Below are 15,296 nucleotides of genomic sequence, written 5' to 3'. Positions count from 1 at the left end.
CCCTCAATTCAGATACTGATTGAGTTCGCGGGACAAGAACTTTCCGTGCCCAGGGCTCCCGTGGAAACCGTCCGGAGAGACCACGACACGACCGCGCGAGAGGACAGTGTGGACCTTCCCGGTGAGCGAAAACCCTTCGTACGCCGAGTAGTCCACGTTCATGTGATGGGTCGCCGCGGACAGCGTCTGCGGCGCCGAAGGGTCGTACACCACGATGTCCGCGTCCGAACCCGCCGCGATCACGCCCTTGCGCGGGTACAGCCCGAACATCCGCGCGGGCGTCGCCGAGCACGTCTCGACCCAGCGGCCCAGCGAGATCTCGCCCGCGACGACACCCTGGTGCAGCAGGTCCATCCGGTGTTCGACGCCCGGCATCCCGTTCGGGATCGCCCGGAAATCGCCGCGCCCCAGCTCTTTCTGGTCCTTGAAGCAGAACGGGCAATGGTCGGTGGACACCACGGACAGGTCGTTCGTGCGCAGCCCGCGCCACAGGTCCGCCTGGTGCGATTTCTCCCGCAGCGGCGGCGAAGCGACGAACTTGGCGCCCTCGAAATCGGGTTTCGCCAGGTCCTCAATGGACAGATACAGATACTGCGGACAGGTCTCGGCGAAGACGTTCTGCCCGTTGTCCCGCACCTCGGCGACCGCGGCGAGCGCCTGCGCGGCCGACAAATGCACGATGTACAGCGGGGATCCGGTCACCTGGGCGAGCCGGATCGCTCGCGAGGTCGCCTCGCCTTCCAGTTCGGGCGGCCGGGTCAGGCCGTGCTGCACCGGGTCGGTGTGCCCGGCGGCGACCGCCTGCGCGGCCAGTTCGTCGATCGCGATGCCGTTTTCCGCGTGCATCATGATCGTCGCGCCGATTTCGCGCGCCTGCTGCATGGCGCGCAGGATTTCCCCGTCGGTGGAATAGAAAACGCCGGGGTAGGCCATGAACATCTTGAAACTGCCGACCCCGCCGTCGACGCACGCCCGCATTTCCTTGAGCGAGGAGTCGTTGACGTCCGACACGATCATGTGGAACCCGTAGTCGATCGCGCAGTTGCCGTCCGCTTTGACATGCCATTTGTCCAGCGTGGACAGCAGAGACGTGCCTTTGGCCTGCACGGCGAAGTCGATGATCGTCGTGGTCCCGCCCCACGCGGCGGCGATGGTGCCGGTCTCGAAGGAATCGACCGAATGCGTGCCGCCGAACGGCATTTCCATGTGCGTGTGCGCGTCGATCCCGCCGGGCAGCACGTACTTGCCGGTCGCGTCGATCGTTTCGTCGCCGGTCAGCGTGCCGGGCGCGCCGACCGCCGCGATGGTTTCGCCGTCCACCAGCACGTCGGCGGCCACCGCGCCGGACGGCGAAACGACTTGCCCGCCTTGGATGAGGGTAGTCATCAGGCCTCCGCGAGCGGGCCGTAGCTGTCCGGGCGGCGGTCGCGGTAGAACTGCCACAGATCGCGGACCTCGGCGAGCCGGCCCATGTCGAGGTCGCGGACCACGATCTCCTCTTCGGTGTCCGAAGCCGCCTCGCCGACGAGCTGGCCGCGTGGGTCCACAAAGTACGACTGGCCGTAGAAGTCGTTGTCGCCCAGCGGTTCCACGCCGACCCGGTTGATCGTGCCCACGTAGTACTCGTTCGCCACCGCGGCCGCCGGCTGCTCCAGCCGCCACAGGTACTCCGACAGGCCGCGGCTCGTCGCCGACGGGTTGAACACGATCTGCGCCCCGGCCAGCCCGAGCGCGCGCCAGCCTTCGGGGAAGTGCCGTTCGTAGCAGATGTACACGCCGATCCGGCCGACCGCGGTGTCGAAGACCGGGTAGCCGAGGTTGCCCGGCTTGAAGTAGAACTTCTCCCAGAAGCCCTTCACCTGCGGAATGTGGTTCTTGCGGTGCATTCCGAGGTATTTCCCGTCGGCGTCGATCACCGCCGCGGTGTTGTAGTAGACGCCCGGCTGTTCCTGTTCGTACATCGGCACCACGAGCACCACGCCGTGCCGCTCGGCGACCTCCTGCATGAGCTTCGTGGTGGGGCCGTCCGGGATCGCTTCGGTGTAGGAATAGAAATCCGCGTCCTGCACCTGGCAGAAATACGGGCCGTAGAACAGTTCCTGCAAGCACACCACCTGTGCGCCTTGCGAAGCCGCCTTGCCGATGGCGTCGACCGCGTTCGCGATCATCGACTCCTTGTCGCCTGTCCACCGCTGCTGGATCAAGCCGGCTCGGACCGTGTCAGACACTGGTTTCCTCCTCGTTCCGGTGCGCGTTCAAAGGAAGGCTGAACAGGATGTAGGCGACGAAGGCGCCGACAAATCCCATTGCCCAGTTGTAGTCGTACAAAGGTTTCAGGAACGGAATGAGCCCGTCCGCCGGGAACGGACCGCCGTAGGCCCCGCCGACCGCGAGCACCGCGCCGATCAGCGTCGCGACGAGCGCGCGCCAGTGCCAGCCCGCGGTGAACCAGTACTGCCCGCTCGGCAGGTACAGGTCGGCCAGCTTCAGCCGGGTCCGTTTCACGACCCAGTATCCGGCGACGAGCACCCCGGCGACCGCGCCGAGCAGGCCGCCGTAGAAGCCGAGCCAGGCGAAAATGTAGATGTCCGGGTCGGAGTAGAGCCGCCACGGCTGGATCAGGACGCCGATCACGCCGGTGATCAGGCCGCCGAGCGCGAAGGTGATCCGCTTCGGGAAGGCGTTGGAGAAATCGTAGGACGGGCTGACGACGTTCGCCGCCAGGTTGGCCGAGATCGTCGCCAGCACCAGCGCGACCAGCGCGACGACCACCACGACCGGGCTGGAGAACTTGTCCGCCAGCTGCGCCGGGTCCCAGATGTCCTGCCCGTAGAGCACGTGCCCGCCGGACGTGGTGAGGATGGCGACGATCGCGATGAACGTCATCGTCGTCGGCAGCCCGAGGATCTGGCCGCGCATCTGCTTGCGCTGGCTGCCGCCGAAGCGGGTGAAGTCCGGCATGTTCAGCGACAGCGTCGACCAGAACGCGATCATCGCCATCAGCGACGGCGCGAACACCTTCCAGAATCCCGGCCCCCAGCCGAGCTTCCCGTTGTCGTGCAGGATCGGGCCGAGCCCGCCCGCCTTCACCAGCACGTAGCCGAGCAGGATCAGGAACCCGACCGACACCAGCGGCGCGGTCCAGTTCTCGAACTTGCGGACCGCCTCCATGCCGCGCCAGATGATCAGCATCTGCAGCAGCCAGAACACCGCGAACGACAGCCACATCGTCCAGTGCTGCCCGGCGATCACCGCCGAATCGCGCCAGCCGGACCCGGCGAGCCGCCCGACGATCACGTAGATCGCCTCGCCGCCCACCCAGGTCTGGATGCCGAACCAGCCGCAGGCGATGAACGCGCGCAGCAGCGCGGCGAGGTTCGCGCCGCGCAGGCCGTAGAACGCGCGGGCGAACACCGGGAACGGGATGCCGTATTTGGTGCCGGCGTGGCTGTTGAGCAGCATCGGCGCGAGCACGATCAGGTTGCCGATGGTGATCGTGATCAGCGCCTGCAGCCAGTTCATGCCGAGCGCGATGAGCGACGCGGCCAGCGCATAAGAAGGGATGTTATGAGCCATCCCCATCCAGAGCGCGAAATAGTTGTAGGTCGTCCAGGTCCGCTTCTCGACCGGGACCGGAGCCAGTTCGTCGTTGAAGAACCGGCTGCCTCGCAGCGCCCGCACGTCGCCGAGGTCCACCCGGCTGTGCTCACGTGTCGTCGGCTCCATTGCGGAATCCTGCGCGCCGGGCGGGGGCCGGGGGCAGAGACAGACTGTTCACTGTTCGGCCGCCCTTGGCGCAGTCTGTCGATTGCGCCGAACCGCGCCGGGATGCATGACGTACGTCACAACCCGCTCGTGACGTCCGGGCAAAACGGCGGAAACATCTCCACCGGATCTCCACATCTCACCCGGATGGCCTCCACGGGGATTGCTTAAAGTCGGCGGCATGGACAACGGGGGAAGACGGGTGCTGGTCGTCGAGGACGACCTCACCATCGCCGCGTCGATCGATGCCCGGCTGAGCGCGGAAGGGTTCTCCGTGACGGTCGCGCACGACGGCCCCGCGGCGGTCGACGCCGAGGCGGCGACTAGTCCCGACCTGGTGGTTCTCGACGTGATGCTGCCCGGTTTCGACGGTCTCGAGGTGTGCCGCCGGATCCAGGCGCGCCGTCCGGTGCCGGTGCTCATGCTCACCGCGCGCGCCGACGAGACCGACCTGCTGGTGGGGCTCGGCGTCGGCGCGGACGACTACCTCACGAAGCCGTTCTCGATGCGCGTGCTGTCCGCGCGGATCCAGGCGCTGCTGCGGCGGGTGGAGCGGTCCTCGGCGGCGGCGGAGGAACGGATCGTGCTGGGGGATCTGGAGATCGACATCGCGGAACGGCGGGTTCGCCGAGGGGGCGAACCCGCCCAGCTGACGCCGATCGAATTCGACCTCCTGGTGCATTTCGCGCGCCGTCCGCGCGCGGTGCAGCCGAGGGAACGGCTGCTGAGCGAGGTGTGGGACTGGGACGTGCACGCGACCGGAGCCGGCACCCGGGCGGTGGACAGCCACATCAAGGCGCTGCGGAGGAAGCTCGGGGCCGACCTGATCCGGACGGTGCACGGGGTCGGGTACGCGCTGGAGGTTCCCGCGTGAAGCCGTTCGTCGCGAAGGCCGTCGATTTCCTGCCGAGACCGCTGGACCGGATCCGGTCGATCAAGCTGAAACTGGCGATCCTGATGGTCGCGTCCGGCGGGATCGCGTTCGCGTTCTTCCGCTACCAGATCGGCTGGCTGCCGCCGCGGACGACGGTGACCGCGGTGGTGATCGCGCTGCTGACGTCGCAGATCCTGGCGCACGGCATGACCAGGCCGCTGCGCGAGATGACGGCGGCCGCGCGGGCGATGGCGAAGGGCGATTACACCCGCCGGATCCGCGCCACCGCCCGCGACGAGGTCGGCTCGCTGGCCGCGGCGTTCAACCAGATGGCCGCCGACCTGTCCACCGCGGACCGGCAGCGCCGCGAACTGGTCGCGAACGTGTCGCACGAACTCCGGACGCCGATCACCGCGCTGAACGCCGTGCTGGAGAACCTCGTGGACGGCGTCGCTTCGCCGGATCCCGCGACGCTCCGCACGGCGTTGCACCAGACCGAACGCCTGGGGCGGCTGGTCACCGAACTGCTGGACCTGTCGCAGATCGACGCCGGAACGCTGCCGCTGGACCGTTCGCAGGTCGATCTCGAAGACCTGCTCGCCGAGGTCGCCGCGGAAGCGGAAGCCATGGCCGCGGCGGCAGGCCGGGGAGTCCGGTTCGCGATCTCGGTGACCCCGTCCGGCGCGACGGTGCCCGCCGACCGGGAACGGATCTACCAGGTGGTGCTGAACCTGCTGGAGAACGCCGCCCGGCACGGCCCGGCCGGGGGAGAGGTGGCGGTGCTGGCGCGGGTCGAGCCCGGGGAGGCGCGGATCGAGGTGCACGACCAGGGGCCGGGGATTCCGGAAGCCGACCGGGAACGGGTGTTCGAACGGTTCACCCGGGGAGAACGCGCTGGCGGCGGCGGGACCGGGCTGGGCTTGGCGATCGCGCGGTGGGTGGTCGAACTGCACGGGGGGACCGTCGCGGTGGTCGATCCGGTGCCTAGCGGAGGTCTTGCTGCTGGCGGCGGGCCCGGATGCCGGATCCGGGTGACCCTGCCCGCTTGAGCTGCTGGCCGCGCTCCCGCTGAGGTGAGTGAGGGTTCCCCGCACGGAATCTGATTCCCGCAGGGTTCCCCTCACGTACCGCCGAGGCGCGCGTATCGACAGGTGAGAATCCGCGCTCGCCGCACACACTGTGATTTGCTATCGCGAAGAGAGGTTCCATGTCCGAGCAGGTCCAGAATCACCCCGCGCATGCCGTTCCGCCGTGGCTGGTGCGAGTCGTCCGGCAGCCGGGGCCGAGACCGTTGTTCGAGCGGGCCGAAGCCGCGGTGCCCGTTGGGGCGAAGGTGGCCGCGCTGGCGGTCGCGGTCGTGGCGGCGGTCGTCGTGCCGGTGGACCGGCCCGGCATCGGCTGGGTGCTGGCGTTGCTGGTCGCGGCCGTGGTGCTCTTAGCGTGCGCGCGGCTGTCCGGGGCAGGAGAAGGAAAAGCGAGGCGTTGGGGGCAGGCGGGTTGGGCACTGCTGGCGATCGCGCTGCTCGCGGTGGGAGCCCTGCGCGCGGCCGAATGGTTGTTCGTCTTGTGCGGACTCGCGGCGGCAGTCGCGGCGTCGCTTGCCGTCGTCGGGAAGCGGACTGTGCACGGCACGACGTACGACGTGCTGGCCGTCCCGCTCGAAGCGTTCCGCGCGGTGCCGTGGCTGCTGCGCCGGAGCCCCCGGTCCGGTCGGCGACCGGGGCGGGCCCTCGGCGCGGTTCTGCTGTCCGGGCTGGTCCTGGTGGTGTTCCTGCCGTTGCTGATCACCTCGGACCCTCGCTTCGCGGAGTTCGTCGGCGGCCTCGTCCCGGAGGTGCGTCCCGGCTCGGCCGTCCAAGCCGCGCTGGTGTTCGGAGTGGGTTTCGCGGCGATGGCAGCGGTCTTCCTGATCTCCGCGGATCCCTTGCCCACTAGGGAAAACCGGACGACCACGGTCGGCGACCGGCTGTCCTGGACGTCCTCGCTGGGCACCTTGTCGGTCCTGTTCACCGCGTACGTCGGCGTGCAAGCGACCGCCCTTTTCGGCGGCACGGACTACGTCCTCCGCACCGACGGCCTCAGCTCGGCGGACTACGCACGCGGCGGTTTCTGGCAACTCTGCGCCTGCACCGTGCTGACCCTCGGCATCGTCGCCGCGGCCCTGCGCTGGGCCCCGAAAGCCACCCGCGCCGACCGGACGGTGTTGCGGGCACTGCTCGGCGCGCTGACCGTGCTGAGCCTGGTCGTGGTGCTGTCCGCATTGAGTCGCATGTGGACCTACCAGCAGGCCTACGGATTCACCGTGCTGCGGCTGCTGGTGGAGGTGTGCGAGATCTGGCTGGGCGTGGTGTTCGTCCTGATCGGGGCGACGCTGGGCACACTTCGCGCGAACTGGCTGCCCCGCGCGGCGATCGCGACCGCTGCGCTGGCGCTGCTGGGATTGGCCGCGGCGAACCCGGAATCGGCGATCACGACCGCCAACCTGGACCGGGCGGCGCAGGGCAAGCCGCTCGACCTCCGCTACCTGCGCCAGTTCTCCGCCGACGTGGCCCCGGTCGTGGCGGAACGCCGTCCCGACGCGGCGTGCCTGCTGCGCCCGATCGCCCGTGCGCTGCCCGATGATTCTTGGCCCGCCTGGAACCTGAGCCGTTCCCGGGCCCGGGAGATCCTCCGGGCCCAGGCCCCGTGCGAATGACGGGTCAGCTCCGTGGCACCGTCAGCCGCCAGCCGACCAGGGGGTTCTCGTCGGGGTTTTCGGCATCCGGCAGGTGCTCGGAGCGGCGCACCGCGCAGCGATGGCGCACCAGGTCGCGGCGCTCCGCCGGGGTCAGGTCCGCGTCTCCGAACGGGCTTTCCCCGTCGATGTCCGCGTTCGCGTCGACGTTGAACCGGTAGGCGTCCGCGGTCAGGTAGTCGCGGCGGAAATCGGTCTTCCACTGCGAATTGTGCCCCCAGCCGAGCGATCCGTCGCTGGTCGGCCGATGGCGGCGGAGGAACGAATCCTCCAGCGCCGACCGGTCCGCGATCCCCGCTGTCGCGTGCCGTTCCCCGGCCCGCACGACGACCCCGGCCCGGCCGAACAGCAGTTCGCCGAGCATGAGGCACGGCCACTGTTCGCCGGTGAGCTCGATGGGCTCGTCCGGATCATCGCTCTGGTCGACGGCCGCGATCTCGTGGAAGAACGGATCGAACCGGGCGACTTCCATCCGTCGCATGCCCAGCGCGGAGAAAAAGCCGACGTACTCGTCCGCGGTGACGCGCACTTCGTGGTCGGGCAGGTGCAATCGGTGCGCCCACGGCGTTGCGGCTCCGTCCGGGAGGCCGGACTGGAAGCCCAGCAACAGGAGATCGCTGATCCGGTGGAGCGCATACGCTTGCTCGAGCAGATCGCCCCAGACGTATTCCGTCCGCTGCCATTCTCCGCAGACCGCCAGCGGAGCCAGCATCTCGCGCGCGGCGGCATGCTCGCCGAGCCACGGGGACAGCACGTCGGAGAACAACGCCGAGCCGGAGTATTCGTGCACCGCGAAGTACAGCTCGCGCAGGGTCGTCGGGGTCATCACGACGACGCAGCCTACGGAGGACAGTGTCGGCGTCCCACCGAATTTCCCGCTGCGGCAACCGATTCCGGGGCCGCCGGAACCGATCGCGGCCGCCAGGACCTACAGCGCGAAGACCCCGTTCGACTGGCTGTCCGCCGCGCACTTGTTCGGGTACGTCGCCCGGTACGTGACCCGGGTGCCGTGCCAGCTGCCCAGCGCGGTGACGTCCACGGGGGAGTAGATCATCGTGCACTTCTGCCGGTGCGGCGTGATGCGGGCGAAATCGCCGTCGACCGCGGTGAGGGTCGCGCAGGCGGTGTCGCGGTGGCGGTGCGTGCCGCCGGTGGGGTCGCAGGTGAGGGACGCGCTCGTGACGCGCCCGGAGGTCTCGTGCACGGTCAGCTGCAGAACGGACTCCGGGACGTGCGGTGCGGCCAGGCCGCCGAACCCGATCAAGGCCGCTGCGACCGGAGCGAAGGAAGAGAACACCATACGAGGGATATCGGCACCGCGAACCCGATCACTGTGCTCCTCGTCCGGGTGGGTTTTCCTCGCTCGGACGGGTGGTGGCACCGAGGTCGTGCGCGAGCAATGCCACGTACAGCGACAACATCGACTCCGGATCTTCCAGTCGCACTCCCAGCACCTGTTCGATGCGGGCGAGTTGCTGGTAGTACGCCGTCCGCGAGGTGTGGGCAGCGACGGCCGCGGCGGACTTGTTGCCGCCATGCGCGCAGTAGTGCCGCAGCGCTGGGACGAGGCGACTGCCAGACGCAGCGTCGCGTTCGAGGAGCGGACCCAGCTCTCGCGCGGCGAAGGCGTGTACGCGCTCGTCGTCGGCGAGAAGGTGCAGGAGGCCGCGTAGTCGAACGTCCTTGAGACGGTGCAACGGTTGTCCGTCATCTTCGTCGAGCGCGGCGGCAGCGACGTGCGCGGCTTCGACCAAAGTGCGTTGCGCCTCAGCGGGTCCGGTGACAGTCGTGCCTACGCCGAGCGCGGCCGGCGCGGAAGCGCGCGCGTCGTGGATGTCGGTGGCTAGGCGCTGAAGGACGGCGTCCGCGTTGGCTTCCGGTGAGAGCGCGAGAAGCGCGCGTACGGCAGTCTCGTCCGTCGAAACCAGCGCGGACACCTTCGCCCGGCGCGTCGCGAGCGCGGTCGCTTCGGCCAGCTCGCGCAACAGTGGCGGCGTAGACAGCGTCGGGCGCGTAGTCGCAGTGATGCGTGGCCGTACCGCCAGGCCGACCAGCTGTCGTCCAGTCAGCGGCACGGCGAGCGCAGAAGAGCGCGCGAGGATCTCCGCGGTCGGCGCTGGCGAATTGAGCAGCTCGGTCAACACCGCGCGGTGCGCTTGCCGTTCGAGGGTGTCGGAGTCGCGCGCGACCAGACGGTGCACCGCGAGCGCGGACGCGGCTCGTTCGGCGACCACCTGGTACCGATGCGGTGGCGGCTCGGCGCACACGAGCACCAGCCGACCCCAGTCGTGGCCGCGCGCGCCGACCACGGTGACCAGCCAGCCCGCCGCCGAGTGGTACCCGGTGCGCTCGCCGACCTGCACCACTCGCGACCGCGCAGGCCAGCCGATCAGCAATTCGCCCGGATCCGTGCCCGCCGTGTCGTAGGCGAGGACTTCGTGTTCCAGCGTCTCCAGCACGACCGGCTGCTCGGTCAATCGCGCCACCTCGGCCAGCACCGCGGCGGGCTCAGCTCCCGCGACGGTCAATGACGTGAACGTCTCGTGCACCCGCTCCGCCGCCCGCAGCTCAGCGAGCTGCGCGTCCACGATCATCCCGTTCACTGCCTCGGTCACCGCGACGTAGCGCGTCTCGCGGGACAGCGTCACGAGCGGCAATCCGCGCTGCTCAGCCGCCGTGACCAGGGCGCGCGGCAGCCGGTCGTTCCAGTGCCGCACCAGCTCGACCACCAGGCCCGCGACGCCCACCTCGGCGAGATCGGCGACGTACCGGGTCAGCGTCGCGTCGTCGTCCGGGAGCGCGACCCCCGTGGTGAGCACGAGTTCTCCGCCGCGCAGCAGATGCGCGATGTCGGCGACCTCGGCCGCGTGCGCCCAGCGCACCCGCCGTTCGAGCCCGGTGCTGCCCGCGACCACGCGCGGACACCCTTGGCGCAGCACCGGCAACGCGAGCGCCTCGGCGACGGTCGGGTACATCGGTCCCCCTTGCTGGCCGGCAGGGCACAGACTGTACGGCGGAGAGGGGTAGTCCGTACACGTTGTCGATGGCGGACCCGCCCGTCTCGCCCGGAGACTCGGGGGCACCCGACCGGAAGGAGCGGACGTCGTGACCGACCGCATCAGCCATTGGATCGACGGCAAGCCGGTCGTCGGCACCGGACGCACCGGCGACGTGTACGACCCGGCGACCGGCCAGGTCAGCGCGCAGGTGGACTTCGCGGGGCCGGCCGAGGTGGACCAGGCGGTAGCCGCCGCGGCCGCTGCCTTGCCGGGCTGGCGGGGCACGTCGCTCGCCGGGCGCACGCGGGTGCTGTTCGCCTTCCGGGAGCTGCTCCAGGCGCGCAAACACGAGCTGGCGAAGATCGTGACGAGCGAGCACGGCAAGGTCGAATCGGACGCAGCGGGCGAGGTCGCGCGCGCGATCGAGAACGTCGAATACGCGTGCGGCGCGGCGCAAATGCTCAAGGGCGGGTTCAGCGAGAACGCCTCCACCGGCGTCGATGTGTACTCGATCGCGCAGCCGCTCGGCGTGGTCGGCGTGATCTCGCCGTTCAACTTCCCGGCGATGGTGCCGCTCTGGTTCGTGCCGAACGCGCTGGCGTGCGGCAACACCGTCGTGCTCAAACCGAGCGAGAAAGACCCGTCCGCGGCGCTGTTCATCGCGGAGCTTCTTGCCGAAGCGGGCCTGCCGTCCGGCGCGTTCAACGTGCTGCAGGGCGACAAAGTCGCGGTCGACGGACTTCTCGCGCACCCGGACGTCAAGGCGATCTCCTTCGTCGGTTCGACCCCGATCGCCCGCTACGTCTACGAAACCGGCACCAGCCACGGAAAGCGCGTCCAGGCGCTGGGCGGGGCGAAGAACCACATGGTCGTACTGCCGGACGCCGACCTCGACCTGGCCGCGGACGCCGCCGTGTCCGCCGGTTTCGGCTCGGCGGGCGAACGGTGCATGGCGGTTTCGGTAGTGGTCGCCGTCGAGCCGATCGCGGACGAACTGGTGGCCAAAATAGTGGACCGGATGCGGAAACTGCGCGTCGGGGACGGCCGCAAACCGTCGTCGGAGATGGGCCCGCTGGTGACCAGGGCGCACCACGAGCGAGTTGCGTCCTATGTGGACACCGGAGTGGCCGAAGGCGCGGAACTCGTGATGGACGGCCGGGGCGTGGAGGCAGACGGAGAGAACGACGGATTCTGGCTCGGCCCCACGCTTTTCGACCGCGTCACGCCCAGTATGGCGGTGTACACCGACGAAATCTTCGGCCCCGTCCTGTCCGTCGCCCGAACGACGAGCTTCGACGACGCGCTGGCGCTCATCAATGCCAACCCGTACGGCAACGGAACCGCCATCTTCACCGGCGACGGACGCGCCGCGCGCCGCTTCCAGAACGAGGTCGAGGTAGGCATGGTAGGCGTCAACGTCCCCATCCCGGTGCCCGTCGGCTACTACTCGTTCGGCGGCTGGAAGGACTCCCTGTTCGGCGACACGCACGCCTACGGACCAGAGGGATTCCACTTCTTCACGCGGACAAAGGTGGTCACATCGCGGTGGCCGGACACCTCGCACGCGGGGGTGAATCTGGGGTTCCCGAAGAACTCGTGACCCGGGCTCACCACACGCCGTTTTCGCCGACGATGCTCGCCACCGTGCCGCTGTTCCCGAGCAGGCACACCGCGACGACTCGCTCGTCCGCCAGCCGTTTGCCACGGGCCGGATTGACCGAATGAGTGCGGCCGCCCACGCGGAGCTGCCATTTTTCGGTGGTGCCCGGGCCGCGCGGGGTGTGCTTGAACCCGACCGGATAGTCGTCGGTGATCGGACCGGCGCCGAAATCGTGCACCGGCCCGGGCACGACCGTCAGCGGCGCGCGGCAGTCGGCGAACTGCCGCCGCCCGAACCGGACTGCCAGCACGAGGACGACCAGGGCGACCGCCACCGCCACCAACGCGGACGCGGTGAAGCCGGATTTGGCGACCGCGACGACCGCGATCGCCACCTCGATCGCGACGAACACCCAGATCGCCCAGAAGAACCAGCCGAGGACCTCGCCGCGCTGGCTCCGGTGCAGCCTCCCGGCGAGATTGGCGGCGGCGACCTCGCCGGGATCGGCTTTCGCGGTCACGCGGCGACCACGTTGACCAGGATTTTGCTGCGCGGGGTGAGGATCGCGGCGTTCGTGCGGTTGCCGAGCACACGCTGCCGCATGTCGTAGTCGAGCCGGTACGTCTTGCCGTGCACGACGAGATAAGTGAACTTGATCCGGTCGGTCATCTCGTACAGGTACATCGCGTGCTGTCCGCGCGGGGGGATCTTGGTGACGTGCCCGTAGTCGTGCGTCCAGCCGGGCACTACGTCGAGTTTGCCGCTGCGCACCTCTGCCAGTCGTCGCCAGATAAGTCGCCCGGGGAGCACGGCGAGCGCGAGGAAGAGCACCGTCAGCAGGTACACCGGCCAGTTCATCGACCAGTACGAGACCGGCGGGGTGCCGAGGTCGGTGTTCACCGCGTTCAGGCTCCGCAGTGCGTCGCCGCTCACGCCGATTCCGATCGGTGCCAGGACCGCGGCGGCGACGAACAGGACGATCCACACGACAGCCATCGAGAAGCCCGCGTTCAGGATCATTGTCCGCTGAGACGGATGCAGCCGGCCTTCCCGGTTGGCCTGGTCGGCGGCCGCCTGCACGGTTTCGCTGCTCACTCTCCAGTGCCGCCTTCGCCTTCGCCGGAGCCGCCTTCGGCCTTCTCGTGCTCCTTCTTGTAGGCCTCGGAGCCCTCGGCGTACCGGTCGTACTGCTCGTTCTCCTGCCTCCGGACTTCGGTGCCCGCTCCTGTGTAGTCGGCCATGGTGAACGGCGGCCGACCTCCCTCTTTCTGCCATTCCTGGAGCTTGAAGAACTTCCGCCCGTCCTCCGAATACGTCTCACCGGCGTGTTCGAAGTGCTCGCGGCCCGGCACCTTCTCCTTGGCCGAGTTGGTCCAGCGCTCGGCCTTGTCCGCGGCGCTCTCGGCCTTGCCCGCCTGCTTGAGGTCGCCGGCCTTCTTCTCCAGACCGGCAGCGATGTCCACGCTCTTGTCCGTGACCTTGCCCGCCGCCTTGCCGGCCTTCCGCAACGCGTTTGCCGCCTGCTCGATGGCGGCCTTCGACTTGCCCGCGCTCTCCGCGAGCTTGTCCAGCTTCTCCACGACCTTCGCGATCCGGGTGCCGATCTTCTCCGCCAGGATCCCGCCCTCGACGACGGTGTCGGCGATGAACGCGGCGACCGTGCCGCCGAAGGTGCACCACGACGACGCCAGCGCGGCGATGCCCTTGATGATCAACTCGCCGACGAACGACGAGATCATGTCGCGGATCAGCCCACGCTCGGTGCCGACCAGCGCGGCGGCCACGTTCATCCCGGTGGACGCGGCGCTCGCGTGCCCGGCCACGCCCCGAAGCGCGTTTGCGTAGTCCTTCGCGGTCTTCTGGTATGCCTCGCCGCCCTGGCCTTGGAAGTTCGGGGCGACCTTGCTCGCGGCCCGGTCGTACTGGTCCGCGCTCTCGGTCAGCTGCTTCGAGATGTTCGACCAGGTCACTGCCTTGGCGGTGACGGCCTCCGGGTTGCCCGCGAGCTGGTCGAGGCCTTCCTTGAGGAAGCTGATGTGTTCGATCAGCCAGCCCACCCCGGCGCTGGCCAGCGTGCCCAGCGGGTCCATCGCGGCGCCGAGCAGGTCGAGGCCGTCAGTGACGACGTCCACGCCGAAGTTGCCCCAGTCGCCGTGCCGGGCGTCGGTGAGCGTCGCCGCGACGTCGTTGAGCATGCCGGAGCCGGAGGTCTGGGCGTTGAGGTTGTCCAGCTCGTTCGAGGACGACCCCATGTTCGTGGTCAGGCCGCTCGGCGACTCCGACTTCGCGACCAGCGGGTTTTCCTGCGTCTCGGTCATTCCGGCAGCTCCTTGCCGAGGCCGTTGATGTGGCCGACGGTCTGCTTCTCGTGGTTGTCGTAATGATCGTGCGCCTGCTGCAGCCGGTCCGCGATGTCGTCGGCCTTGCCCGCCACGTCCTCGACGAAGGAGGAAGCGATCGACATCCAGATCTGCAGCGGCATCGCGAACACCTGGCCGACGATGCCGAACGCGTCGTCGCCGAACGTCTGCCCGGACTCGGTGGCCTGCGCCGCGGTGTGCACGCCCGCCGCGATGTCCTCGACCTCGCCCTTGTGCGCGCGCAGCGCCGGGAGGTCGACCTTCGATCCGTCTGCCATCAGTTCCTCCCCAGGAACGAGCCGCCGCCGTAGTAGTCGTCGTCGTCCGTCGGGTCCGGCGCCGGGCGGGCGGGGCGCGCGGGACGGGACGGCGGAGCGGTGGGAGGCGCGGAATCGTCCTGTGCGTCGAAAAATTGCGGCTGCGGCGGTGCGGGCGGGGCCGTTTCCTCCGGAACTTCCGGTTCCGGGATCTGTTCTTCGAGGAATTTCATCGCGTCGCTGTTCTCGCCGATCACCGGAGCCATGATCGCGGTCAGCTGCTGCGCCGCCTGGGCCTGGGCGCGTCGGGCGGTGGCCAGGACGGCGGCCGCGAGGGCGGCGCGGGGCATCTCGTCCGCGCGGGAGCCGAACTGGAGTTCCTGCAGCGCACCGGCGGTGTTGACGGTCGCGGTGACCGCGCCGTCCTGGCTCGTCGCGGTCGCCGACACGTGCTTCAGCCGTTCCTGGGCCTCCGCGGCCCGCTGCCGGATTTCGGCGATTTCGGGAGAAAGTGCGTTCATGTCGGCCACTGCTTTCGGATCGAGTGGTTCATAGTCTTTCCGAGGCAGAAAACCGGGTTCCGGTTCCCCGTGCAAGCGAAGTTCCGAGTTGCCCGGTTCGTCGCTATTAAAAATTGTTTGCCAGCCTTTTACTCCCGCTCGCCCGGACCGGAGGGCGCGCCGGGCACCGCCGGGTCCGTAAACTCG

General features: G+C 69.1%; 15 protein-coding genes. 4 read left to right on the top strand and 11 right to left on the bottom strand.

Annotated features, from left to right (window positions below; all coding sequences use genetic code 11):
• Positions 1–3: 3 nt before the first annotated feature.
• From hydA to DMP23_RS22035, 3 genes are read right to left on the bottom strand one after another with little or no spacing between them, the layout of a single operon-like run.
• Positions 4–1,386 carry a dihydropyrimidinase gene (gene hydA, locus DMP23_RS22045; protein ID WP_337822377.1) on the bottom strand — a complete coding sequence of 461 codons (1,383 nt, stop codon included), beginning with the start codon at positions 1,384–1,386 and terminating at the stop codon, positions 4–6.
• Complete coding sequence (locus DMP23_RS22040; RefSeq protein WP_037813646.1) at positions 1,386–2,228, bottom strand: nitrilase-related carbon-nitrogen hydrolase; 843 nt, start codon at positions 2,226–2,228, stop codon at positions 1,386–1,388. Before DMP23_RS22040 ends, hydA begins: the two co-directional genes overlap by 1 nt.
• Complete coding sequence (locus tag DMP23_RS22035) at positions 2,221–3,726, bottom strand: NCS1 family nucleobase:cation symporter-1 (protein WP_337822376.1); 1,506 nt, start codon at positions 3,724–3,726, stop codon at positions 2,221–2,223. Before DMP23_RS22035 ends, DMP23_RS22040 begins: the two co-directional genes overlap by 8 nt.
• A 241-nt stretch (positions 3,727–3,967) precedes the next feature.
• On the opposite strand from DMP23_RS22035, the gene DMP23_RS22030 reads away from it, so the two are divergent.
• The 3 genes from DMP23_RS22030 to DMP23_RS22020 all read left to right on the top strand — a co-directional run bounded on the left by DMP23_RS22030 (position 3,968) and on the right by DMP23_RS22020 (position 7,334).
• On the top strand, positions 3,968–4,639 hold the full coding sequence (locus DMP23_RS22030; protein ID WP_043837387.1) for a response regulator: 672 nt from the start codon (positions 3,968–3,970) through the stop codon (positions 4,637–4,639).
• On the top strand, positions 4,636–5,688 hold the full coding sequence (locus DMP23_RS22025) for a HAMP domain-containing sensor histidine kinase (protein WP_134733018.1): 1,053 nt from the start codon (positions 4,636–4,638) through the stop codon (positions 5,686–5,688). Before DMP23_RS22030 ends, DMP23_RS22025 begins: the two co-directional genes overlap by 4 nt.
• A gap of 158 nt (positions 5,689–5,846) precedes the next feature.
• Positions 5,847–7,334, top strand: a complete 1,488-nt coding sequence (locus tag DMP23_RS22020) for a DUF4153 domain-containing protein (protein ID WP_337822375.1) — start codon at positions 5,847–5,849, stop codon at positions 7,332–7,334.
• A 4-nt stretch (positions 7,335–7,338) separates the two neighbouring features.
• Here the strand turns inward: DMP23_RS22020 and DMP23_RS22015 are convergent, their stop codons facing one another.
• The 3 genes from DMP23_RS22015 to DMP23_RS22005 form a co-directional block, all read right to left on the bottom strand.
• Entirely contained in the window at positions 7,339–8,199 is an 861-nt protein-coding gene (locus DMP23_RS22015; protein WP_337824432.1) for a hypothetical protein, read from the bottom strand.
• Positions 8,200–8,301: 102 nt separating this feature from the next.
• Positions 8,302–8,673 carry an SSI family serine proteinase inhibitor gene (locus tag DMP23_RS22010; protein ID WP_337822374.1) on the bottom strand — a complete coding sequence of 124 codons (372 nt, stop codon included), beginning with the start codon at positions 8,671–8,673 and terminating at the stop codon, positions 8,302–8,304.
• A 28-nt stretch (positions 8,674–8,701) separates the two neighbouring features.
• Positions 8,702–10,348 carry a PucR family transcriptional regulator gene (locus tag DMP23_RS22005; protein WP_337822373.1) on the bottom strand — a complete coding sequence of 549 codons (1,647 nt, stop codon included), beginning with the start codon at positions 10,346–10,348 and terminating at the stop codon, positions 8,702–8,704.
• A 130-nt stretch (positions 10,349–10,478) separates the two neighbouring features.
• Here DMP23_RS22005 and DMP23_RS22000 point away from each other — a divergent pair, with 130 nt between their 5' ends.
• Positions 10,479–11,972, top strand: a complete 1,494-nt coding sequence (locus DMP23_RS22000) for a CoA-acylating methylmalonate-semialdehyde dehydrogenase (RefSeq protein WP_238605196.1) — start codon at positions 10,479–10,481, stop codon at positions 11,970–11,972.
• A 7-nt stretch (positions 11,973–11,979) separates the two neighbouring features.
• On the opposite strand, the gene DMP23_RS21995 is transcribed toward DMP23_RS22000, so the two are convergent.
• Genes DMP23_RS21995 through DMP23_RS21975 form a run of 5 tightly spaced genes read right to left on the bottom strand, consistent with a single transcriptional unit; the run spans position 11,980 to position 15,110 of the window.
• Complete coding sequence (locus DMP23_RS21995; protein WP_337822372.1) at positions 11,980–12,492, bottom strand: hypothetical protein; 513 nt, start codon at positions 12,490–12,492, stop codon at positions 11,980–11,982.
• Positions 12,489–13,067 (bottom strand): hypothetical protein, encoded by a 579-nt coding sequence (locus tag DMP23_RS21990; RefSeq protein WP_134663011.1) that lies wholly within the window; start codon positions 13,065–13,067, stop codon positions 12,489–12,491. The genes DMP23_RS21995 and DMP23_RS21990 overlap by 4 nt, the downstream gene beginning before the upstream one ends.
• Positions 13,064–14,290, bottom strand: a complete 1,227-nt coding sequence (locus tag DMP23_RS21985; protein ID WP_337822371.1) for a hypothetical protein — start codon at positions 14,288–14,290, stop codon at positions 13,064–13,066. The genes DMP23_RS21990 and DMP23_RS21985 overlap by 4 nt, the downstream gene beginning before the upstream one ends.
• Entirely contained in the window at positions 14,287–14,610 is a 324-nt protein-coding gene (locus DMP23_RS21980; RefSeq protein ID WP_134663009.1) for a type VII secretion target, read from the bottom strand. Before DMP23_RS21980 ends, DMP23_RS21985 begins: the two co-directional genes overlap by 4 nt.
• The gene (locus tag DMP23_RS21975) at positions 14,610–15,110 is read right to left on the bottom strand and encodes a YbaB/EbfC family nucleoid-associated protein (RefSeq protein ID WP_134663008.1); all 501 of its coding nucleotides are present in this window, start codon (positions 15,108–15,110) and stop codon (positions 14,610–14,612) included. The genes DMP23_RS21980 and DMP23_RS21975 overlap by 1 nt, the downstream gene beginning before the upstream one ends.
• Positions 15,111–15,296: the final 186 nt, after the last annotated feature.

This window comes from Amycolatopsis sp. A1MSW2902 (assembly GCF_017312175.1).
In the GTDB taxonomy this organism is placed as follows: Bacteria; Actinomycetota; Actinomycetes; order Mycobacteriales; family Pseudonocardiaceae; genus Amycolatopsis; species Amycolatopsis nivea.
The sequence above is the reverse complement of the archived record's forward strand: the minus strand, read 5'-3'. Positions and strand labels throughout refer to the sequence as shown.